This is a genomic window from Endozoicomonas acroporae, from assembly GCF_002864045.1.
Taxonomy (GTDB): Bacteria; Pseudomonadota; Gammaproteobacteria; order Pseudomonadales; family Endozoicomonadaceae; genus Endozoicomonas; species Endozoicomonas acroporae.
Map to the genome: position 1 here is coordinate 23,987 of NZ_PJPV01000084.1, position 23,672 is coordinate 47,658.

The following is a 23,672-nucleotide window of genomic DNA, read 5'->3' on the forward strand; positions in this document are numbered from 1 at the left end:
TTATCAACCAACAGAGCGACACCAATATGAATAGAGAATATTCAGTTCCTGAAACGAAGGATGGTGGCCTCTTCAGCAGAGCTGTCCTCTTTAGAAGATGTACCACCGGATTTGCACTTGCCGGGCATATAGCCGACCCGTTGTGACTCTGGCAGGTGTTCGTGTTCATAGACAATCACCGCCTGCAGGCTGACATCCCGTTCTTCTTCCGTCATGGCCCGTCCATCAGGCCACTTACCCAGTTCCAGGGCCAACTTCAATGCCTGATGGATAGCAGGCGTCATCTTCTCCAGAAAAGCATCTAACTGCATGGTATCGAATCCTTTTCAATCCTTTTCTATAAAGCGTCTTTCTTTAAACAGCAAACCGGCAATGGCACCCAGCAGACAACCTGCCACAAGGCCTCCGGTATGTGCGGCATTGGCCATATTACCAAAGCCAATACTGCCCAAAACGCCGGTATAACCCACCACCAGCCAGGTCAGCATAAAGCCGTAGTAAAACGGCGGGAGTCCAAACTGCCAGTTCCGGTCCACCTTTTCCCGGGTCATGCAATACCCCATCAGGCCGTACACCACACCGGAAAAGCCGCCAAAAATAGTATCATCCCCAGCCCAGAAGTACTGGGTAACATTGGAAATCACCGCAGTAAAGACGATGATGGCCAGTAGATGAATGCCCCCCTGACGAGTCTCCAGCCGACTGCCAAAAATATACAGAGCCAGCATATTGAACGCCAGATGGCTCAGGCCAAAATGAAGAAAGATCGGACTGATCAACCGCCAGTATTCCCCCTGCTCAAGCCCCATGCCAAAACTGCCAAAGTAGAGATAACCATTAGCCACCTCGAAGGGAATAAAGGAGAACCAGGCTATTGCCTGCCAGTTGGCACCGGCCCGGGTGATCAGCGCGACCACCATACAGGCCACCATAAACAGCAAGGTGACCGGTATGCTCTGCCAGGGAATACTCTTGAGCAAAGCACCCGCATTCACACCGGCCCTGGGGGGCGCTGCCAGCACTTGTAAATCACCGGACTGCCACTGCTGATAAAGGCTGGTGACAATACGGGACTTTTCCTCATTCTCAGTCCAGATCACCTGTTTGCCTGACTCTTCTGTGACCTTATGGGGAATCCCCCGGGCATAGAGAAAGTAGGATAGGTCGCTCAGGTCGATGTCTCCGGGGAGTTCCAATGCCCTATGCATAATGTGAAAAAAGTCCTTGAATTAACAACGCTCTTCCTGGTAGTTCCAACGCAACTTGGAACGACAGGACTCATAAAAATTATGATTCAGAGGGTGCAGCAGCTTTAAACGCTGAGACTTCTTATGAATCGTGATTTCATCCCCCGGTGCCGAGGTGATATGAATCTGTCCATCACAGCTGATCTGCGGGGAAATGGTGTTTTCATGGCGAATCACCAGTTTCAGCTCGCTATCGCCATCCACCACCAGGGGACGGTTGGTTAACATGTGGGGGTACATAGGCACCAGAACAATGGCGTCCAGCCTGGGGTGCATAATGGGACCACCGCCAGACAGCGCGTAGGCGGTTGAACCGGTTGGCGTGGCAATAATCAGTCCATCAGCCCGCTGCTTGTAAACGAACTGCCCATCGATATACAGTTCAAACTCAATGATTCGGGTCGACTTGCCGGGATGCAGCACCACATCATTCAGCGCATCCCCCTGGCCGATCACCTTGCCCTGGCGGCGAACGCGGGCCTCAAGAAGAAAACGACTCTCGGCCAGGTAGCGTCCCTCAAGCACTTCTGCCAGCTGGTCATCCAGTTCATCCGGGGAGATATCGGTCAAAAAACCCAATCGCCCGCGGTTGATACCGATCACGGGAATATCGTACAGCGCCAGTGTGCGGGCCGCGCCCAGCATACTGCCATCACCACCCACAACGATCACCAGGTCACACTGCTGCCCCATTTGCTCACGGCTGATCATGGAAAAGGAGTGACCCGGCAACAGACCGTCCAGCTGTTCATCCAGAACTACGGTCACCCCACGCTGCTGCAGAAAGTCTGCCAGATGCCTTAGAGTATCCTCCACCTGAATACGCCCCTGGCGGCCGGTTACTCCGACAATTTTGAAGTGTTCCATAAACTCAGTGATGTCGCCTTAGAATGTGAGTGAGTATACGTTAGTCATGAACAGATTTTTACATCAAAGCATACATCATACTCTTCAACAGGTTCTACAAAAGACAGTAGAGTGGTGCTCCACCCAAAGAAGGCCCAAGATAAAATAATTTGATGCAAATCAGAATCCGGAACAAGGTCGTTCAGTTAACCTGAGGCGACGATATCCTTGATTGTTTTGAATCGTTACTTAAGACGCTATCAATAGCCTGTGTAACATACGTCTCGAAGCATTCCCGTTTGCCATTTTCCAGTACCACGTAGAGTCCGGAAATATCATCGCCCCAGGTCGCCACCAGCAGTTTTTTTTTGACCTCATCGCTGAAAGGACTGGCCATGACCAAACTCAGGTAATCCCTGACGCACGCCTCATGGCCATTTTGCAGCGCCTTGAACAGCCCCGTAAAACCCTTACCGGATTTCGCCAGCAGCAGATCCAGTTTGATCTCGTCGCTGAAGGCGCTGTCCATCACCCGCCCACAGTAACTCTTGACGCACTCACCATGGCCATTTTGCAATGCCTCGAAGAGCCCGGGAACACCATCGTTGGATTTCGCCCTCAGCAGGTTCTGTTTGATCTCGTCACTCAAGGCGCTGGCCAGGACCCGATCCAGGTAACTCCTGACGCACTCAACATAGCCATTTTGCAGTGCCACGTAGAGCCCGGGTAACCCCTTGGGGGATTTCGCCATCAGCAGATTCTGTTTGACCTCGTCGCTCAGGGAGCTGGCCAGGATCAGATCCAGGTAACTCTGCACAAACTCCTCCTGGCCGTTTTCCAGTGCCACGAAGAGCCCGGGAAAACCACTGTCGGATTTCGCCATCAGCAGATTCTGTTTGATCTCGTCGCTCAGGGAGCTGGCCAGGACCCGATCCAGGTAACTCTTGACGCACTCCCCATGGCCTTTCAGCAGCGCCACGCAGAGTCCGGGAAAACCCTTGGGGGATTTGACCATCAGCAGGTCCTGTTTGACCTCGTCGCTCAAGGAGCTGGCCAGGACCCGATCCACGTAACTTTTCACGCACTCAACATGGCCATTTTGCAGTGCTACGTAGAGCCCGGGAAAACCATCGTTGGATTTCGCCCTGATCAGGTCCTGTTTGATCTCGTCACTCAGGGCGCTGGCCAGAACCCGATCCAGGTAACTCGCGACGCACTCACTATGGCCATATCGCAGTGCCTCAAAGAGTCCGGGAAAACCCTTGGGGGATTTCGCCATCAGCAGGTTATGTTTGAACTCGTCACTGAAGGGGCTGGCCATGACACAATCCAGGTAATTCCTGACGCACTCAACATGGCCATTTCGCAGTGCTGCGAAAAGCCCGGGATAACCCCTGGGGGATTTCACCATCAGCAGATTCTGTTTGACCTCGTCGCTCAGGGAGCTGGCCATGACCCGATCCAGGTAACTCTTCACGCACTCCCCGTGGCCGTTTTGCAGTGCCATGTAGAGCCCAGGAAAACCACTGTCGGATTTCGCCATCAACAGATCCTGTTTGACTTCGTCGCTCAAGGAGCTGGCCAGGACCCAATCCAGGTATTTCCTGACGCACTCCCCATGGCCCTTTTGTAATGCCATGTGCAGTCCTGGTACACCCTGGTCATTTTTAGCCATCAGGGCAATCTTTTGATGATATGGATCAAGCCGGTTCAGTTGCCCCATGAATTGATCCACCATTTGTGCAGAAAAATGTCCATTTCTGAGCATTAAAAACAGGATGGACGAATTCATATCCGCCAGAATCCTGACCAATGAGTTACCGGCCCGGCTCTCAACCGTTGTCGTGGTTAAACATCCCCCCAAAGAAGACTCAGGGTAATAGGATTTGATTGAATAAGAATCCGGGACAAGGTGCTCTATGTTAATCACCTTCAGGGTTTGCAGGTCATGGACGATGAGCCGTCGGACTCTCAGGGTGTCGTTGGGATCATAAAAGGCCAGTTTTATTTCCGGTCGCTCAGGCGACCAGTTTATCTTTAGAGCCATCACATGGTTCGATGACGAAAACAGATAGGTTTTATTTTGTTCGCTATCGACCAGCTGCTGTTGACAAGCTGCATAAATTGCCTGGCCCAAGCCAGCCCGGTCAAAATAATAACCTTCCTGTGCAGTTTTATAGCCATCAGCCGTGGTGTCATCCAGGGCCTGATCCATTTTAATACCGCTGTGTCGGGAAATTTTATCAAGCTGATCAATAGACGTGAATTTGCCAACCTCTTTCGTGCCAAACTTGCCTGTAGCAAACGCATAGGCCAAATGCCTGCAAGTAATCGGTTTATGATCAAAGAGATTGTTCGCTCTACAGTTGAATCTTCTCAGCTCGCCCTTTGATACGTATTGCAAAATCCCCAAGGTATTAACAGGCAGGGCCTCTGTCGAAGACTCTATGGATGTATTGCCACTAACCAGGGGCTTATCCACCTGCAACAGGTAAGTGCGTCCCTGACGATTAAGTTGTTCGATTTTGTGGCTAATCAGAGATGCATGTTGGGGAACATTGGCAGACTTACTCTTCTTTTCCCCGGGAATGTTGTTTGGGTCAACAGAATTAATGGCCCGCGAAAATCCAGTGATGAGTATCTCTTCATTGACAGATTGAGAATCCTTCTGCGGTGCTCCAGCAGATGAGCGAGGAGGATTCTGCCTGATATTGTACATAGGCTAATGGGTGTTTATCCGTAGTCTGTGATCCTTATTACGGTAGACAATAAGAGGCTGTTTTAAAAATTATTGATCATTAAATCAGAATCCGGGACAAGGTCGTTCAGTTCGCCGGAGTCGACGATATCATTGATTGTTTTGAATCATTACTGAAGCTGCTATTGATAACCTCTGTAACATACGTCTTGAAGCATTCCCGTCTGCCATTTTCCCAGACCACGTAGAGTCCGGAGATACCGTCGCCCCGGGTCGTCGCCATCAGCAGGTTTTGTTTGACCTCATCGCAGAAGGGACTGGCCATAACCAGACTCAGGTAATCCCTGGCGCACGCCTCCCGGCCATTTTTCAGCGCCTTAAACAACCCCGGAAATCCCGTGTCAGATGTCGCCACCAGCAGATTCAGTTTGAACTCATCGCTGAAGGGGCTGGCCATTACCCGATCCAGGTAAATCCTGACGCACTCACCATGGCCATTTTGCAGTGCTATGTAGAGCCCGGGAAAACCACTGTCGGATTTCGCCCTCAGCAAGTCCTGTTTGAACTCCTCGCTGAAGGGGCTGGCCATCACCAGATCACAGTAAATCCTGACGCAATCAGCATGGCCATTTTCCAATGCTACATAGAGCCCGGGAAAACCACTGTCGGATTTCGCCCTCAGCAGGTCCTGTTTGACCTTGTTACTGAAGGAGCTGGCCAGGACTCGATCCAGGTAACTCTTCACGCACTCCCCGTGGCCAGTTTTAAGTGCCGCGCAGAGCCCGGGAAAACCATTGTCGGATTTCGCTATCAGCAGGTTCTGTTTGACCTCCTCGCTAAAGGGGCTGGCCATCACCCGATCCCAGTAAATCCTGACGCACTCACCATGGCCTTTTTCCAGTGCTACGTAGAGCCCGGGAAAACCCCTGTCGGATTTCGCCATCAGCAGGTTCTGTTTGACCTCGTCGCTGAAGGGGCTGGCCATCACCCGATCCCAGTAAATCCTGACGCACTCACCATGGCCGTTTTGCAACGCCACACAGAGCCCGGAAAAACCCCTGGGGGACTTCGCCATCAGCAGATTCTGTTTGACCTCGTCACTCAGGAAGCTGGCCAGGACCCGGTCCAGGTAACTCTGCACACACTCCCCCTGGCCATTTTCCAGTGCCATGAAGAGCCCGGGATACCCCCCGGGGGATTTTGCCATCAGCAGATACTGTTTGACCTCGTCGCTCAGGGAGCTGGCCAGCAACCGATCCAGGTAACTCTTCACACACTCTTCGTGGCCGTTTTGCAGCGCCCCGAAGAGCCCGGGATAACCCTTGGGGGATTTCACCATCAGCAGATTCTGTTTGATCTCGTTGCTCAGGGAGCTGGCCATCACCCGATCCAGGTAACTCTTCACACACTCCCCGTGGCCGCTTTGCATTGCCACGCAGAGCCAGGGAAAACCACTGTCGGATGTCGCCATCAACAGATCCTGTTTGACCTCGTCGTTCAGGGCGCTGGCCATGACCCAACCCAGGTATTTCCTGACGCACTCAACATGCCCCCTGTGTGATGCCATGTTCAGCCCTGGCACACCATCGTCATTTTTAGCCATCAGGGCAATCTTTTGATGATATGGATCAAGCCGGTTCAGTTGCCCCATGAATTGATCCACCATTTGCGAAGAAAAATGTCCATTCCTGAGCATTAAAAACAGGATCGACGAATTCATATCCGCCAGAATCCTGACCAACGAGTTACCGGCCCGGCTCTCAACCGTTGTCGTGGTTAAACATCCACTCCAGGAAGGCTTGGGGAAATATAATTTGATTGCATAAGAATTCGGGAACAGGTGCTCTATTTTAATCGCCTTCAGGGTTTGCAGGTCAGGGACGATAAGCCGTTGGACTCTCAGGGTGTCGTTGGGATCATAACAGGCCAGTTTTATTTCCGGTCGCTCAGGCGACCAGTTTATCTTTAGAGCCATCAAATGGTTCAATGACGAAAACAGATAGGTTTTATTTTGCTCGCTATCGACCAGCTGCTGTTGACAAGCTGCATAAATTGCCTGGCCCAAGCCAGCCCGGTCAAAGTAATAACCTTCCTGTGCCGTTTTATAGCCATCAGCCGTAGTGTCGTCCAGGGCCTGATCCATTTTAATACCGCTGTGACGGGAAATTTTATCAAGCTGATCAATGGACGTGAATTTGCCCACATCTTTCGTGCCAAACTTGCCTGTAGCAAACGCATAGGCCAAATGCCTGCAAGTAATCGGTTCATGATCAAAGAGATTGTTCGCCATGCCGTTGAACCTTCTCTGGTCGCCCTTTGATACGTATTGCAAAATCCCGGAGGTATTAACAGGCAGGGTCTCTGTCGAAGATTCTATGGGTGCATTGCCACTCTCCAGAGGCTTATCCACCTGCAACAGGTAAGTGCGTCCCTGATGGTTAAGTTGTTCGATTTTACGGCTAATCAGAGATACATGTTGGGGAACATTGGCAGACTGACTTTTCTTTTCCCCGGGAATGTTTTTTGGATCAACAGACTTAACAGCTCGCGGAAATCCAGTGAGGATTGCCGCTTCATTGACAGATTGAGAATCCTTCTGAGGTATGTCAGCAGATGAACAAGGTGTATTCTGACTGATATTTTCCATAGTACATTATTTCGATGATTTTGATGTGTACAATCTCCTGTCACCCTTAGCGTCCTTCGGCTCCTCAGGACGAACGGAGTTTGGAGGCCATTGATAAAAAGAACCCATCAATTACATTGAAACCATGTAATAGTATATAAACGTCAGTATGAACAGATTTTCACATCAAAGCATACATCACACTCTACAACAGGCAGTAGAGTGGGTACAAAACAGCCCGCCATTATTTAATCGTACGGCCAGCCCTCTTTTTCTTGATTCCCCCTTACCGGCCGGAACAGCCCCGGTGATGCCTGATCAACAGCAGCTGGCCCTTCTGGAAAGTCTGGTTAACCAAAAAGGCAATCCCCTGCTCGGCATTTTCAACGAAACCCTATGGCAATTCCTGCTGAGCCAGCTGCCTGATAACAAGACCATTGCCGCTAACCTGCAGGTGAATGGCGAGAAAAATGGTCAGCCTGCCACACTGGGTGAATATGACCTTATCTACCAGCGGAAAAACCGGTTTATCCATCGGGAACTGGCCGTTAAATTTTATCTGGGTATGCCTGGTGAAGCTGACAATGTCACGGGGTCTTCATGGCAACATTGGGTCGGTCCCGGACTCAGGGACCGGCTGGATCGCAAGATGGATCGCCTGCTCCATCATCAAGCCCTGTTGAGTGATAGCCATGAAGGGCGGGAAACATTATTAACGCTGGGTATTGTCCAGCCGGTTGCTAAAGAGATCCTGATACAGGGAAGGCTTTTTTATCCCCTGTACCGCACAGATAAAACAGCCATACCGCAACTGAACGACATCCAACTAATAACTCAGGCAGAACAGAATATAACAGCGCAGTGCCCGCCACCGGAGTATTGCAACCAGAATCACCTGAAAGGTTATTGGTTAACCCAAAGCCATTTCCTTCTGGGTACCCGCTCCATCAACGGGGATGTCCGCTTCCAGATACCTCAGAAAGTGCAGTGGTTGAATCAGAACCCTGTTGCAGAGTGGCTCGATCATGATGCGCTGATACGCCAGCTGCAACCGCAAAAACGACCGGTGTATATCAGGGTAATCCATCAGGCGCTGCAACAGCAGAGGCATTTGTTTATTGTGCCTGATGACTGGCCTGAGAGAGCGATAAAGGTCGCTAAAACCGATGAGTGACAATCAATGGCAACGCTGATCAGGGATCTGCCGGTCAAAGGTGCTGGCTTTACTGCCAAGCGCGGTACTGCTGTGCGCAATATCTCTTTGACCGGTAATCCTGAACAGATCGAAGGCCGTGTCAATGGTGTCAGAATTGTTCTGTTGACCAAGTACCTGAAAAAAGCGTGAACACCATAAGTAGCGCCTGTTAAACCACAGGCACTGTTTTTGGCCGGGACGCAACCCGGTCAACATGGTGTTTTTTCAGTTGCAGTGATGGCGTGTATGGCAATACATCCATCACCTGCCCCTGGGTAATCTGCTGCTGAACACTGCGCCAGTAGCTGGCGGTAAAAAGATCACCATGAAGACGGGTAAAACGTTTGCGGATGGCCAGATCAGGAAACAGAAACACCGGAAACTCTTCCGGAAAAATATCCCCCGGTGAAACGGAATACCAGGGCTCAGCGGACATTTCCTGCTCTGGATAAAGCGCCTCGGGTATCTCGCGAAAATTGCACTCGGTCAGATAGATAATTTCATCGTAATCGTAGAAAACCACACGACCATGGCGAGTGACCCCGAAATTTTTCAGCAGCATATCGCCCGGGAAGATATTGGCGGCGGCCAATTGCTTGATCGCCCGGCCATACTCATCAAGCACCGCTTCCAGTGCCTGCTCGTTGCCATGGTCAACCAGCTGTTCAACATAGATATTCATGGGCATCATTCGCCGCTCAGTATATAGATGGCGAATCAGCACCTTATCGTCATAGACAAGAACGGTAGAGGGCGCTACCTGCCGCAACTCCTGCAACAACTCATCACTGAACCGGGAACGGGGCAATATCAGATTGGAGTACTCCTGAGTATCTGCCATCCGCCCTACCCGGTCATGGGTTTTTACCAGATAGTACCGGTCTTTAACCATGGCCTTGCTGATATCTTTGGGCGGGGCGAAATGATCTTTGATGACTTTAAACACCATATCCAGGGAAGGCAGCATAAACACCGACATCACCATGCCCTTGACACCCGGAGCGATGACAAACTGATCAGCAGAGTGGTGCAAATGCTGGAGAAAATCCCGATAGAAGACACTTTTACCATGCTTGAAAAAACCGATGGAGTTATAAAGCTCGGCACGTTTTTTTTCAGGCACCAGCGTGTGCAAAAACTCAATACACTCGGAGGGAATCCGGGCATCAACCAGGAAATAAGAGCGGGTAAAGCTGAACAGCACACTGACGCTGTCGTTTTCACAGAGCAGGGCGTCAACGTAGAGCGCGCCCTGTTCATTATTCAGAACCGCCAGAACAAACGGTTGCAGGTCGTCACCGGCCACCAGCCTTCCCACCAGGTAAGCGGCTTTATTCCGATAAAAGACCCACTTCAGCACATCCACCCGAACATTACTGCGCCGAACCCATGATGGCTGAGTTTTCTGCAACGCATGGATAATATTGCGAATATCCCTGCGCCGGTACTCCCAGGGCAGTTCAAACTGAAAATCATCCAGTATCTGGCCAACCTGGCTGACCAGCCCCTGCTGCTGGCTTTGGTCATTACTTTTATCATTAAAAGCATAGGATCGATAAATGCCCCTGGCGCTGTGTACCTTAAAACCATCAAATTCCGACTGAATAAAACAGTGACGGGGGTTCACCGCTTCGCCCCTGAACAACTTGCGGTAGATGGAGTTATAAAAGGTTTCCGCCAGTTCCGGGTCGGTCCGGTAAGAGATCAAATCCAGGTAAGCGTCATGCACATCCTGCCAGCAGCTACTGTCGCTGAGATAGGACGCTTCAATCCGGGATGCCAGGGTTGCCATCACATCGGTAACGGCAACATGGTAAAGGTTAATCCGGTCAGAGGCAGCATTTTGCGCAGCACTCCAGTCCGCCTTCAGAAAACGGGCCCGGGCACCCAGGGTGATGTCAGTAAAGCGTGTTCGATAGTCACTGAACCCTTCAAGAACAATTCTGGCAATCTGTCGGGCTATTGAAGTATTCATTACTGCACCATTGCTCTTATATTTTTAAACCGCGCCGCCCCTGAAGCCCTCCGGTATGAACCATTAACAGCCGTCTGCCCCGGCAGGGAAGGCCTTGCTTCAGGTTTTCCGCCAGTGAATGCCGAATGGCAAACATGACCTTGCCGGTGTATACCGGATCCAAAGGGATTGCCGCCTCCATCTCAAAGGATTTGATAAACGACAGCAAAGCCTGGGTAGTGCGAGCGTAACCGCCATGATGATAGTCCGTCAACAGTGTCCAGTTAGCCAATGCCTGCCCGGTGTAGTGATGAATATCACCGCGCAGAAAATCGCCTCCTTTAAGGACGGCGACTCCGGTCACCTGCGTCTGTGGCATCTCTGTTGCCGCAGCCAGCGCCACCCCTGACAGCGTGGCCCCCGTGCCACACGCCAGCCAGATCTCATCATAGCTCCCCGCAGTGACGCCCCCGGCTGCCAGAATTTCGCGGCAACCCTGCACACCGGACAAATTACTCCCGCCTTCCGGTACAACATGTACATCCCGGGCTGACAAACCTGATTGATGCAAAAGATGGTTAACAAAGACGGCTTCATTCTTTCGACGATAATCACTTCTGGACAGGTAGTGTAATTGCATTCCCCAGTTAACCGCATCGGTCAAGGTCGCTGACAGAGATTCCCCCGGCTCTCCCCTGATAACACCAATGGTTGGCATGCCAAACCGATGACCCGCCGCAGCCAGTGCATGAATATGGTTGGACCAGGCACCACCAAAGCTGAGAATGGCCGATTTGCCCTCCTGCTGCGCGGCAATAAGATTGTGTTTCAGCTTGTACCACTTGTTACCGCTGATCTCGGGGTCAAGTTGATCCAGGCGCAAAATATCCAGGGATACGCCCAGTTCATATAGCCACCCGGTATTCACTGACTGCATAGGAACCGGCTTATCCAATAACCCAATAGATTCGAATACCATAGTTCCTGCTCCACCGATGACAATCCCGCCATCTCCTACCCGCATCACTGCTGGCTCTTCCAGCACTGCCGCGCTTGCTTATTCTTTGCATCACTCTGATAAATGACTGTCTGCAAGAATTCCTAACAACATGGTTAGTTTATCGATCGATAGCTTATATTAAAATGAATTCTTTTAGCTGAAAATAGCTCCAAATCCAGAAAAATTATTACATCCCCCTAAAACAAAGGGCTCAAAACTGTGAATAAAATTAATCATCCTCCAACTATTATTATAAGTGAGGCAAGTTCACCTTCATTGCACCCTCAGTCCTCATCGGTTGAACATAACAAAATACCGGTAAAACAGTTATCGAATCCTGCTTTAATGGTAAAGGTCGCACATGTCACCGGCAATTCCCCTGAACAATACAACCGAGCCGATGATGACACGCTTCTGAAAGTTGCAGTAACTGCTGAAAGAAGGCTGGCAAAGTCTACAGACTATCCTCTACCGTCCAGTAAGATCCCTGTAAAAATGTTAGAAACTGAGGTTTGGCCGGTAAAAAATAAACACTTGCTGTCACCTTTGATGATTCGGTCGGAAAATTCCAATCATCTGGTTAAAAGAGATGATTGGGTTTCATATGGTAATCCAGATGTTTTTAATACAGAATTCAGATTATTTGTTGACAGGTTTAAAGACAGGATTATTCAAAAGAATATCACTGCTAAAGATTTAATTGAGGAAGCGATTATTACTCGTAAAAACATTGAGATTACCAGAAATAATATTGAGGCTGATGACTTTGGACTTCTTCGTAACAATCTGCACAATTTTTGTTTAAACACCCCTCTAAACACAACTTATTCCTGTGGTAAACAACGTGCGGTTGCGCTGACGCATAATAAATTCTTTATTAATCACAGAACTAAGGAGGGAGAAAATTTTGTTAACCACATCGCTAGTGAATATGGTCTATATCCATGTGAAATTGATAATATTCATTCTGGAGTTGTTGTGGGTCATGCAGGAAACAATAAGATTTATCTAACGCAAATATTCACCAGCCCCAGAATCAATAATTCCGGAATGTCCTATTATTTTGGTCGATATGATGAGTATTATGTTGGCAGTGACAAGCGCTCTGCATTAATTATCCATACGGATCCTGATCAACTGAGTCCGGGGTTACAGCATATTCAGGGTTTGATTGATCAGGCGATGGCAGGTGACCTTTCGGTAATCCCACGCATTCACTGGTGGTATGTGCACTTGGCACCAACGGTCAGAGGACCTGGTGGTACTGTAGAAATGATCATTCATGCACTGTGTGCCGCCAATGGGTACTATCTACCCGGTTGGGCAACAGGCATAGCGCCTTCCATTGAGGTACTTGTGGAGCCAAATGAAGAGGCCTTTTGTCGAAACTACCCTACATTATTTGAGGCTCATCAGGGGGCATTGCGAATGCTGTTTACCAAAAGGAGCGCTTGAACCATCGGTTCTGCTGATGGATAGAGGGTTTACGACGACTTTGCAAAACTTATCGCTTGTGTAAACACTCTACGCTGTCAGCCTCCCAGTATGGCTGCCATGAAAAACATTCTACCCGCAGCACTACTGCTCATTCTTCTTATCTCACTCTGAATGTGCGCCGAAACCTGCCTCATAAATGACTGTCCGTTAGAGTTACTGACAACATAGTTAGTTTGTTGATTGATAGCCCATGTTAGGGTGAATTTTTTCAGCCTGAAAATGGTTTGACATTGAGGAAAATTATTACCCCTCTTTAACAAAGGATTCGAATCAGTGAACCCAGTTAATCAAGTATCCACTACGATAAGTTCGACAAATTCCAAATATCCTCAGCCATCATCGGTTGAAGATAAATCATCGGTTGAAGATAAAGAAACACCGGTAAAACAACTATCGAATACAAATTTAAAGGTAAATATCAAGCATCCCCCGGAACAATGTGCCCAAGCCAGTGATTACACGTTTCGACAAGTTGCAATAACTGCAACTGCGCAAACCAGGCTGGTAAATTCTACAGGCTTTACTCTACAGCCCGGCCCCCCCCCTGAAACAACACCAGTAACTGAGGTTTTGCCAGGCAAAAATCAGCAATTACATGGAATCTTTGAGTTAATCAACCAGCGGCTGACTTATATGGAAGATGTAGCCTTATTCAAGGACAGGGAGAATCGGGCTGTTGAAGATTTAACCAGAGAAAAAATGGTGCTTGAGAAGGCCATGTCTGATGCTAAAAATGCTGGTTTAGACCCGAATTCCATGGAACATTTTTTTCAGGCACAGATGAATGCGGCCAAGGCTATTCAATATGGATATATTAAGCAATGGTCCTCTGCCAGGCCAGCAAATAAAAAACACCGTGACCTGTATTCTGAGGTCAGACCCAGGCTGATAGAGCTTGGTAAACAGATCGTGATTCAAATCAGCGCATATCTTAAAAATGGAGGAAAGTTTGATAATAACATGCAGCAAGACTTTGTCAGGTTAGTAAATGCAACGCACCTGTCCGAAGACGACAAAGAAAAAATGTTTGAATGTCTTCAGAGGATACGTGTGATTTAAAACTGATTGATTGACGGCTTACATTAAAAGGATTTTATTAAGCCGAAGATGACTTGAAATCCAGAAAAATTATTACAACCGCTAAGACAAAGGATTAAAAGTTGTGAACAAAATTAATCATCCCCCCCCTATTGCAGGTCAGACAAAGTCATCTTCATTGCCCCCTCAGCCATCATCGGTTGAACATCAGAAAATACCGGTAAAACAGTTATCGAATCGAAATTTAATGGTCAATATCCAGCATGCCACCGGTAATTCCCCTGAACAATGCACTCAAGCCGATAATGGCGCACTTAGGAAAATAGCAGTCACTGCTGACAAAAGGCTGGAAAATCACCTGGACCATCCTCTGCAGTCCAGCAAGATGCCTGAAAAAACGCCAGAAACTGAGGTTTTGCCAGTAAAAAATGAACAGTTGCTGTCACCTTTGCTGATTCGGCCGGAAAATTCCAATCATCTGGTTAAAAGAGATAATTGGCTTCCATATGGTGATCCAGATGTTTTTAACTCAGAATTCAGATTATTTATTGACCGGGTAAAAGACAGTATTATTAAAAGGACAATCACCGCTGAAGAGTTAATTAAGAAAGCAATTAATACTCGTAAACACATTGAGATTACCAGAAATAATGAGTGTGCTGAAGAATTTGACCTTCTTCGTAATAATCTGCAATCAGTGAGTAATTATCCCATTTGTACCCACACCCCACTAAAATCTACTTATTCCTTTGCTAAACAACGTGCGGTTGCACTGACCTACAATAAATCCTTTATCAATCAAAAAACCAAGGCAGGAGAAAGGTTTATTAATCACATCTCTGACAAATATAAACTAAACCCCCTTAAAATTGCTCATATACATTATGGCGTGGTTGTGGGTAATGCAGGAGAGAATAAGGTTTATCTAACCCAAATAGTGACCAGCCCTAGAATCAAGAATTATGGAATTGAATATTTTTTTGGTGACTGTTATTTGCATTATGTTGGCAAGAATAAGCGCTCTGCTTTAATTATCCATACGGATCCTGATCAACTGAATCCAGGGTTACAGCATGTTCAGGGTTTAATTGATCAGGCGATGGCTGGCGACCTTTCGGTAATCCCTCGCATTCACTGGTGGTATGTGCACTTGGCACCAACGGTCAGAGGACCCGGTGGTACTGTAGAAATGATCATTCATGCACTGTGTGCTGCCAAAGGGTACTACCTACCCGGTTGGGCAAAAGGTATAGCGCCTTCCTTTGAGGTACTGGTGGAACCGAATGAAGACGCCTTTTGTCAAAACTACCATCAATTATTTGAGGCTCATCAGGAGGCATTACAAATGCTGTTTACCAATAGGGGCGATTCAACCATCAGTTCTTCTGCTGGATAGAAGGTTTACGACAATATTTTGCTATGCTTACCGGTTGTGTAAACACTCTCTTAGGGTAGACATTAAGCGTCTACTCCCCTCTTCGGGAAGTTAAAGATGGAACCACGAAGGACACAAAGAGCACAAAGAAGAGATTTTCTTTTCCTTCGTGCTCTTTGTGTCCTTCGTGGTTCCATTCAAAAGCCATTGAAAATGGAGGGGTAAGCTTAATGTCCACCCTAAGTAAACACTCTACCTGTCAGACCGGTATGGCTGCCATGAAAAACACCCCTCTCTCCCTGGAAAATTATCAACGTCCTGTTCTGAATATGCCTGATGGTGCTGAAAAAATCCTGCTGCATTCCTGCTGTGCCCCCTGCGCCGGTGAAGTAATGGAAGCGATTCAGGCATCGGGTATTGAGCAGACCGTATTCTTTTACAACCCGAACATCCACCCGGCTGAAGAGTACCGGCTGCGCAAGGATGAAAACAAACGGTTCTGTGACAAACTCAATATTCCGTTTATTGATGCTGATTATGATACCGACAACTGGTTTGCCCGCACCCGGGGCCTGGAAAATGAGCCGGAACGGGGCAAACGCTGCACCGTCTGTTTTGATATGCGCTTTGAACGAACCGCCCTTTATGCTTATGAACACCACTTTACGGTGATCTCCAGCACACTGGGTATTTCACGCTGGAAGAACATGGAACAGATCAATGACTGCGGCATCCGCTCTGCCGGGCATTACCCCGGTGTTTCCTACTGGACTTACAACTGGCGTAAACAAGGGGGCAGCCAGAGAATGATTGAGCTGTCCAAGCGGGAAGCGTTCTATCAACAGGAATACTGCGGTTGCGTATACAGCCTGAGGGACACCAACCGCTTCCGAATGGCCCGGGGACGCAACCGGATAAAAAGACTGGTGAATTTTTACGGCCAGAGTAACAATGCGCAGGACGGGAAAGAGGACTGTGCTATTATCGCTAAATCTTCGTGAAAACCATCCGCCAAATAATGTCGACTATTTATGGATTGCATAAAAAGTAGTTCCGGCCATGCACTTTCATCAACACCAGTTCAATCTCAATATGGGACACGAAGTGGTATCAGCACGCGTAGGGACGCCATTGTTCGTGACAAGGATGAGCTTTCGTTATTGCTCGATTTACCCTTTGAAATACAAGCCAAAATTTATACCTATTTGCAGACTCGTGATATTGCCCGTTTAACACAGGTGAATTCATGCATTTACAACACGCTCAAAAAAGATGCATCAATGATAAGGGCGTGGTATCGCCAGATTGCCTCATCACACCTGGCCATTACGGAAACAATCCTCACTGCAAAAAATAAAGGTCAACTCGAGAATTGGTTGAGCCGTTTTACAAAGGATAAGGCATTAGTCAAGTCAATTATGGATCGCCAGGCGTGTTTTTATTTTCCTGCTCTGTTCTTTTCCACTCTCACTAAACTGATGTGTCAATGTAAAGCATTTAAATTAGAGACTTTAGCCAGCATCCCCTGTAATAGTTTAAAGGACTTAGCTGCCTTCAGCGCCGATGGACGCCACCTGGTGATCGCCTGTGACTCTGGAACCTGTAAAATCTATGGCCAGGAGAGCGATGAATCATGGGTAGCAAAAAGCACTATCTCCCATGATAAGCAAGTCAGATTAGTCACCTTCAGTGCCAATAGCCGCTATGTAGTGACCGCAGGTATGGATGGCAATGCGAAAATTTATGGCAAGAAGGACGAACAATCATGGGAAGAAAAAACCACTATTTCCCACAGTCACTGGGTCCGCTCAGCCACCTTCAGCCCCGATAGCCGCCATGTGTTGACCTACAGTGACGACGGCAAAGCGAAAATCTATGGCAAGAAGGACGATGGATCATGGGAAGAAAAAGCCACTATTTCCCATGATGATAGAGTCAATTTTGCCACCTTCAGCAAAGATGGTCGCTATGTAGTAACCACCAGTTGGGATCAGAGGGCAAAAATCTATGGCCTGACAGACGATGGGACATGGGCAGAAGAAGCCATCATTCCACATGATGAAATTCTCTACACAGCCACCTTCAGCCCCGATAGCCGCTATGTGGTGATCGCCAGCCTGGATAGCAAAGCGAAAATCTATGCCAGGAAGGACGATGGGTCATGGCTGGAAAAAGCCATTATTTCCCATTTTGTCTCGGTCACCTTCAGCTCTGATAGTCGCCATGTGGTGATCATCAGAAAAAATGGAAAAAATGGCAGTGCAACAATCCATAGACTGGATGCCGATGGGTCATGGGAAGAAAGAGCCATCATTTCCCACAATGGAAAGGTTAACTCAGTCAAATTCAGCCCCGATAGTCGCTGTTTTTTAATGACCTCCAGTGACGATGGCAAGGTGATAATCTCTGGCCAGGATAAAGACGGATCATGGAAAGCAAAAGCCATCATTTCCCATGACAAGACAGTCTGCTCAGCCAAATTCAGCGCCGATAGCCGCCATGTGGTGACCGCCAGTTCGGATGGCAAAGCGAAAATCTATGGCAAGAAGGACGATGGATCATGGGAAGAAAAAAACATCGTTCCCCATAACAAAAGTGTCTACTATGCCACATTCAGCCCCGATAGCCGTCATGTCATCACCTGCAGCATAGATCACACGGTGAAAATCTATGGCCTGACGAACAATGGATCATGGAGAGAAAAAGCCGTCATCTCCAATGGTAAGGATATTAGATTAGCAACCTTTAGCGTCGATGGCCGCCATGTGGTCACTGCCAGTTTCGATGGAACAGTGAAAGTTTATGGTCTGAACAGCGATGGATCATGGGAAGAAAAAGCCACCACTTCCCATCATAGTGCAATCATATCAGCCATCTTTAGCATCAATGGCCATGTGTTGACCATCCATGGCGATAACACAGCGAAGATCACTGAACTACGGATGTATGACTGATTGTTTGCTGTCAATTCTGTGGTTAGAAGTTGTCGCATAATTACAATTCGCTCCTACACGAAGCGAGTTGTTATTCTAAAACCGACTCTAAGGAATTGTCCCGGAATAACTTCCCTTTTTGCCACGGAGACACGGAGTCACAGAGGAAAAGATTTTTTCTTTTCTCCGAATGATTTTATCAAGTGGCTTGATAATCTATGGAAGCAACGGGAAACTTATCTTTTCTACCAGCATTGGCCAGAGCATGTACAGTGGGCTCGGCGTGAAAATGCGCGCCTGGAACAATCTCTCCATCTCATAACAGCAGGTATGATCTGCGGCAGGTGGCGATTCCGGCGGGAATGACGCTGCTGGAAAAGATGCAGTACGAACATGACCCATCACTGCTGAGCCCGGCAACAAAACTGGCATTGGAACAAGAGATACAGCGGCTGAAGAGCGAAGGTATACGGATGAATCCGGGCACCTTGACGCAGAAAACACTGGCTTCGAAGGAAGCCCAAAAAGTGCTGAAGAAACGTGGTATTGCCGTGGTCAGAGAGAAGCGCCCCTACTTCACCAACAATGACCACCCGGGAGAATGGCCAATGCTGGTGCCAAAGAAGATAGTGAAGCTTGATACCCGGCAGAATGCACCAGCGGGGAGGGGACATACAATCCTTTGATCAGTTGCAGAGTTCATCAAAATAACGGATTCTGAACATAATTATCGAAACCAGAGCGTTTCTGAGAACATCTGCAATCCCGTCGAGCTGTTCTATTCCGCTTTCCTGTCAGGCCGATAAAACCCGGAATACATCGCTCATTTTTTCTACTTATTAACACCGTTATCGGGCTACAAACTATGATACGTTTTGTTGCGCCACTGTCAGGCATGTTTATTTTCGCTTTGGCCAGCGGATACCTGACGACTCTGATTCCCCTGAGAATCAATGCGACAGATGGCAATGACTTTCTGGCCGGCCTTATGGGTACCGCCTACTACCTGGGATTACTGGCCGGATCATTTCGCTCAGAAAGCATTGTTTGCCGGGTAGGCCATATTCGCTCCTTTGCCTGCTTTATGGCGTTGCTCTGTGCCACCGTACTGAGCCTGGCACTGTCGGAGAATACCACCAGCTGGCTGGTACTGCGCTTCCTTAATGGCATGGCGGTGGCGGGCATATTTGTTGTGGTTGAGTCATGGCTGCTCTGTGAAAGCGACAGCGCCAACCGGGGCAGAGTACTGTCTTTCTACATGGTGTCACTCTATGGTGCCAACGCTATCGGACAGCTGTTTGTCGGCTTCCTGGATAGCAGTAGTCTGATGCCGTTTATCCTGATCGGGATTCTGCTGTCATTATCGATCTTCCCACCGGCCATGACCCGAATCCCGACACCGGAAATTGAAGAGGCTTCTACCCTGGGATTCAGAAAGCTGTTTGAACTGACACCCTCCGGAGTACTCGGCTGTTTTGCCGGTGGCCTGGTACTGGGTGGTTTGTATTCAATGTTGCCCATCTACCTGGCCGACCTCAGCGGCAGTGATGATCACACCGTAGCGCTCTTTCTGGCCATCACCATGATTGGCGGCATGGCACTGCAATTTCCGGTGGGCTACCTGTCCGATATGATCGATCGGCGTAAAATGTTGATTCTGGTTGCCCTGGCTGGCTGTGCTATTTGCTTTGCCCTGATCCTCAGTTCCCACGAGAGCTGGCTGTATTATCCAGCACTGTTTCTGTTTGGCGGCGCTACCTTCACACTCTATCCACTGGCCATCAGCCACGGCTGTGATCACATGCACCCGGATGATATTGTTGCCGGCACCCAGGGACTTCTGCTGGCCTACAGCCTTGGTGCGTGTATCGGCCCGATCTTCGCTTCACTGTTTATGAGCCATATTCCTGAAGGCCTGATGCTGTATTTCATCACGGTGATGGGCGCTACCGGTCTTTTCTTCCTGATTCGGATGGCTTACCGTCCTGCGATCTACACCAGCGAAGAGCAGCACTTTATTCCAGTACCCCGAACAACACCCATTGTTGCGCAGATTGACCCACGTTCTGATGCCGAGGAGTTCCTGGAAAGCGAAGATACGGCTAAACCGGCAAGCTGAGGAGCTGCCTTAAATCACTTCCATATTTCAATAAGGAATTAATGGAATGGTTCGCCCCCACGGCATACCCTCCAGCTTTAACGTGAGCGCCAACCCGGGTGGCCCAGGTCACGAATGGATAAAAAAGCGATCGCAGTGGTTCAAACGCTACAACGTACTGCCCTCGGAATTTTTAAGCGTTATTCAGAGCTGGGATACCGCTTATAAACCAGAACAGGTGAATGACCCGAGTGTCTGCACCACCCGGGGTTACGGTGCAGTCAGACGGAGTAATGATTTTCGAGGTTATTAAGTGCTATTGTTGATGGATTGGCTACAATACACACAAACAGAAAAAAACATACACACAGGCGAGCCATGAGAACCAATATTGTTATTGATGATGAACTGATGCAGGAAGCATTAAATGCCAGCGGACTGACGACCAAGAAAGAAGCGGTAGAGGCGGGTCTGAAAGCACTGATACAGCTGAAAAAGCAGGAAAAAATCAGAGAGTATCGTGGCAAGCTGAACTGGGAAGGCGATCTGGATGATATGAGAACCGACAAATGGTGATGGTAGATTCATCGGTCTGGATTGACTATTTCAATGGCATATCCACTGATGCCAGTGACTACCTGGATGCTGCATTAGGCCGACAGAACCTTATTATCGGCGACCTGATTCTTGCAGAAGTATTGCAGGGATTCAGAAGTGAAAAAGATTTTAACAAGGCAAAGTCACTACTGACGTCACTGGACGTTCATAATCTACTGTCTCAGGACTTAGCCATCAAAAGTGCTTCCAACTTCCGCTATCTCAGAAAAAGAGGTGTTACAGTACGCAAAACCATTGATGTGATGATTGCTACCTACTGTTTGGAACATGATATTACCGTTACTAAAAACCTACGATAATCAGGATTATCTGGGTTTATCTACATCGTCAACGCCACCGCTTACCGTGGTAAGTCTTACGCAGCTCTTCTGTAGGGATTAGCGTCGGGCTGTAACGTGTCCCGACGGGGTTGCCTAGTCTTTTGTAATCAGTTTGCCACAAACTTGGTTTTCGTTAGTAGCAGGAAGTAATGTAGTAGCAACCGTTAAATAAGGCAATAAAAAAGCAGATTAACCAAGATAATCATAGATTACTCGACACTGTTATTAGCCCTGCTCCATTCTGATCGGGACTTTTTGCCTTTTTCAGAGCATCTTGGGTTACAAATCCTACCATAGCCCGCCAGCTATTCGGCACCTTACAGCGGAATTTTTAGACCTGATAGAGAGTAAAATCCGTTGGCACACTCCTGTTGGTTAAAGTCATTTTTTGGTGTGTGAACATGGCAGGTAAACCCACCCTCGGCGAAATCGCCCAAGCCGACCAAGGCATTCTGATGAGCAAGGCCTACACCCACATGCTCATGGAGAACCCCGACAGCGTTCTTAAACAGCGTGGCCGGGATATGCGGCTCTATGATGAGTTGCTACGGAATGACCAGGTGAAACCCTGCTTTCAGCAGCGGCGACTGGCGGTGACCCAGTCAGAGAGGGACGTAGAACCTGCCAGCGAGAGCAGCGAAGACAAAGCAGCAGCAGAATTTATTAAAGAGCAGCTGCAGAACCACCGCTTTGATGACATTACCGATAAGATGCTATTCGGCGTCTTCTAAGGCTATTCAGTAGCCGAGCGCCTGTGGGCATACGACGGCAGCAGTATGAAATAGCCAATAAACTATTAAACATTTGTCGTTAGACAAGAAAAGCAAAAGCGGTTAATCAGTGTAAGAAGCCTGCAACGAGTTGCGTGGATAAAGTTCAAATGATGGCATAAAAGGTAAGACCTGCACTCCCTTGAACCTGACCGGGGTCAGGGCCCGTAGAGGCCGAAGACCTGATGAGGTGGGAATGAGCGGATTCCATCAGGGCCAGAGGCAAATGAGACCTCACCCCAAGGCCGGATATATGGAAGCATTACTCTTTAGTCATGATGGAAAACTTTTCCTTGCAGTGCGGGTCGGACCATATATGACACCGGTTTTTCATTCAAGATTCAAGACCTGACACCTTTTTTTTTTCATTCAAGATTCAAGACCTGACACCTTTTTTTTTGCTGGATTTTCCTGTTGAACTGCCCAATTTTACCATTAAGGAAACCAGTAACACGTTTACCGTGGATATGGACGGCCAGAAAGTGAATTATAAGCTGGCCGGGCAGAATAAGCTGGATCTCAATAAAGCGGGTATTCAATACACTGAAGTGGATATTGTGCGGTGGTTGGATCAGCAGGTTTATCAGCCGGATATTACCCAGGGTGAGATGATAGGATACCTGACCCGTTTGGTGAGTCACTTGTTGACTGAGAAAGGTTGCTCGTTAACGGCGCTGTATCGTGCCCGATTCCAGCTGGCTCGAAGTATTCAGAAACGGGTGCAGTTTCTGCGCAGCAGCGCGGTGAAAACCAGCTATCAGGATTCACTGTTTGGCAGCCATGCTGAAGTCAGTGCTTCCATGGCTTTCAGCTATGACTTTAAGCCGGGGTTTTACCCGGCCAACCCCCCCTATTACTCCGGACGCTATCAATTTCAGAAGCACTACTATGACAAAATTGAAGACCTGAAGGCAGATGGTGAGGAGTTTATGTGTGCCCAGATCATCGATAGCCTGCCGCCGGTGAAACACTGGATACGCAACCTGGTGAAGAAGCCTCATGCCGCCTTTTGGCTACCTTTATCGGACGCAAAATTCTACCCGGACTTTATTGTGGAGCTGAACGATGGGCGGATGCTGGTGGTGGAGTATAAAGGTGAGGCCTACAAGAGTAATGATGACTCCAAAGAGAAAAATGCCGTAGGCCAGCTGTGGGCCAGCAAGAGCAATGGGCAGTGCCTGTTTTTGATGGCGGTGATGCAGGATGACCGGGGGCGTGGGGTTATGCAGCAGCTTGTGGATGTGATTTCCGGTTAAAACAACGGGTTATTCACAATACTTTATTGTTGTGAAGGAGAAGTAGGATGGTTCGGCATCATGTTTAATGATGCCAAGTCTCAATTCGGTGTCATAGTCTTATAATGATGTCCGCCATTCTTACCGTCGCAACGATGTTCGGCGGTTAAACACTGAAGGCAGGTAACCATTCGCTAAATCTATTATTCAAGCATCAATAGC

Annotated in this window: 20 protein-coding genes and 1 pseudogene; 14 read left to right on the forward strand and 7 right to left on the reverse strand. The window is 48.4% G+C overall.

Annotated elements, in window-relative coordinates; genetic code table 11:
- Nucleotides 1–41 precede the first annotated feature (41 nt).
- The 5 genes from CX664_RS14770 to CX664_RS14790 form a co-directional block, all read right to left on the reverse strand.
- The gene (locus CX664_RS14770; protein ID WP_101747473.1) at nt 42–311 is read right to left on the reverse strand and encodes a YeaC family protein; all 270 of its coding nucleotides are present in this window, start codon (nt 309–311) and stop codon (nt 42–44) included.
- Between the two features lie 15 nt (nt 312–326).
- Complete coding sequence (locus CX664_RS14775) at nt 327–1,208, reverse strand: rhomboid family intramembrane serine protease (RefSeq protein WP_101747474.1); 882 nt, start codon at nt 1,206–1,208, stop codon at nt 327–329.
- Nucleotides 1,209–1,229: 21 nt separating this feature from the next.
- Nucleotides 1,230–2,114: an NAD(+) kinase gene (locus CX664_RS14780; RefSeq protein WP_101747476.1), complete on the reverse strand. Its 885-nt coding sequence runs from the start codon at nt 2,112–2,114 to the stop codon at nt 1,230–1,232.
- Between the two features lie 181 nt (nt 2,115–2,295).
- Complete coding sequence (locus tag CX664_RS14785) at nt 2,296–4,812, reverse strand: ShET2/EspL2 family type III secretion system effector toxin (protein ID WP_101747478.1); 2,517 nt, start codon at nt 4,810–4,812, stop codon at nt 2,296–2,298.
- Nucleotides 4,813–4,918: 106 nt separating this feature from the next.
- Nucleotides 4,919–7,438: a ShET2/EspL2 family type III secretion system effector toxin gene (locus tag CX664_RS14790; protein ID WP_101747480.1), complete on the reverse strand. Its 2,520-nt coding sequence runs from the start codon at nt 7,436–7,438 to the stop codon at nt 4,919–4,921.
- A gap of 148 nt (nt 7,439–7,586) precedes the next feature.
- On the opposite strand from CX664_RS14790, the gene CX664_RS14795 reads away from it, so the two are divergent.
- Together CX664_RS14795 and CX664_RS14800 are read left to right on the forward strand one after the other, a co-directional pair.
- Nucleotides 7,587–8,591 carry a DUF1853 family protein gene (locus CX664_RS14795; protein ID WP_101747481.1) on the forward strand — a complete coding sequence of 335 codons (1,005 nt, stop codon included), beginning with the start codon at nt 7,587–7,589 and terminating at the stop codon, nt 8,589–8,591.
- A gap of 12 nt (nt 8,592–8,603) precedes the next feature.
- A pseudogene (locus CX664_RS14800) lies at nt 8,604–8,762 on the forward strand (PhnA domain-containing protein); the annotation flags it as partial.
- A 19-nt stretch (nt 8,763–8,781) separates the two neighbouring features.
- On the opposite strand, the gene aceK reads toward CX664_RS14800, so the two are convergent.
- Together aceK and CX664_RS14810 are read right to left on the reverse strand one after the other, a co-directional pair.
- Nucleotides 8,782–10,587, reverse strand: coding sequence for a bifunctional isocitrate dehydrogenase kinase/phosphatase (gene aceK, locus CX664_RS14805; RefSeq protein ID WP_101747482.1), 1,806 nt, complete (start codon nt 10,585–10,587; stop codon nt 8,782–8,784).
- A gap of 16 nt (nt 10,588–10,603) precedes the next feature.
- Nucleotides 10,604–11,611, reverse strand: coding sequence for a 1-aminocyclopropane-1-carboxylate deaminase/D-cysteine desulfhydrase (locus CX664_RS14810; RefSeq protein ID WP_206679272.1), 1,008 nt, complete (start codon nt 11,609–11,611; stop codon nt 10,604–10,606).
- 174 nt (nt 11,612–11,785) lie between these two features.
- On the opposite strand from CX664_RS14810, the gene CX664_RS14815 reads away from it, so the two are divergent.
- From CX664_RS14815 to CX664_RS14870, 12 genes are all read left to right on the forward strand, one after another.
- On the forward strand, nt 11,786–13,021 hold the full coding sequence (locus CX664_RS14815; RefSeq protein WP_146000033.1) for a hypothetical protein: 1,236 nt from the start codon (nt 11,786–11,788) through the stop codon (nt 13,019–13,021).
- Between the two features lie 315 nt (nt 13,022–13,336).
- Entirely contained in the window at nt 13,337–14,122 is a 786-nt protein-coding gene (gene aroQ / locus CX664_RS14820) for a gamma subclass chorismate mutase AroQ (protein ID WP_101747485.1), read from the forward strand.
- A 103-nt stretch (nt 14,123–14,225) separates the two neighbouring features.
- The gene (locus CX664_RS14825; RefSeq protein ID WP_146000034.1) at nt 14,226–15,497 is read left to right on the forward strand and encodes a hypothetical protein; all 1,272 of its coding nucleotides are present in this window, start codon (nt 14,226–14,228) and stop codon (nt 15,495–15,497) included.
- Between the two features lie 209 nt (nt 15,498–15,706).
- Nucleotides 15,707–16,477 (forward strand): epoxyqueuosine reductase QueH, encoded by a 771-nt coding sequence (locus CX664_RS14830; RefSeq protein ID WP_241693372.1) that lies wholly within the window; start codon nt 15,707–15,709, stop codon nt 16,475–16,477.
- 30 nt (nt 16,478–16,507) lie between these two features.
- Entirely contained in the window at nt 16,508–18,430 is a 1,923-nt protein-coding gene (locus tag CX664_RS14835; RefSeq protein WP_146000035.1) for a hypothetical protein, read from the forward strand.
- 341 nt (nt 18,431–18,771) lie between these two features.
- Nucleotides 18,772–19,095 carry a hypothetical protein gene (locus CX664_RS14840; protein ID WP_101747490.1) on the forward strand — a complete coding sequence of 108 codons (324 nt, stop codon included), beginning with the start codon at nt 18,772–18,774 and terminating at the stop codon, nt 19,093–19,095.
- 179 nt (nt 19,096–19,274) lie between these two features.
- On the forward strand, nt 19,275–20,528 hold the full coding sequence (locus CX664_RS14845) for an MFS transporter (RefSeq protein WP_101747491.1): 1,254 nt from the start codon (nt 19,275–19,277) through the stop codon (nt 20,526–20,528).
- Between the two features lie 46 nt (nt 20,529–20,574).
- Nucleotides 20,575–20,820 (forward strand): hypothetical protein, encoded by a 246-nt coding sequence (locus CX664_RS14850; RefSeq protein ID WP_180966508.1) that lies wholly within the window; start codon nt 20,575–20,577, stop codon nt 20,818–20,820.
- Between the two features lie 65 nt (nt 20,821–20,885).
- Nucleotides 20,886–21,083 (forward strand): type II toxin-antitoxin system VapB family antitoxin, encoded by a 198-nt coding sequence (locus CX664_RS14855; RefSeq protein WP_101747492.1) that lies wholly within the window; start codon nt 20,886–20,888, stop codon nt 21,081–21,083.
- Nucleotides 21,077–21,424, forward strand: a complete 348-nt coding sequence (vapC, locus tag CX664_RS14860) for a type II toxin-antitoxin system VapC family toxin (protein WP_101747493.1) — start codon at nt 21,077–21,079, stop codon at nt 21,422–21,424. The genes CX664_RS14855 and vapC overlap by 7 nt, the downstream gene beginning before the upstream one ends.
- Before the next feature lie 422 nt (nt 21,425–21,846).
- Nucleotides 21,847–22,176, forward strand: a complete 330-nt coding sequence (locus CX664_RS14865) for a phage portal protein family protein (protein ID WP_101747494.1) — start codon at nt 21,847–21,849, stop codon at nt 22,174–22,176.
- Nucleotides 22,177–22,613: 437 nt separating this feature from the next.
- Nucleotides 22,614–23,471 (forward strand): hypothetical protein, encoded by an 858-nt coding sequence (locus CX664_RS14870; protein WP_101747496.1) that lies wholly within the window; start codon nt 22,614–22,616, stop codon nt 23,469–23,471.
- Nucleotides 23,472–23,672: the final 201 nt, after the last annotated feature.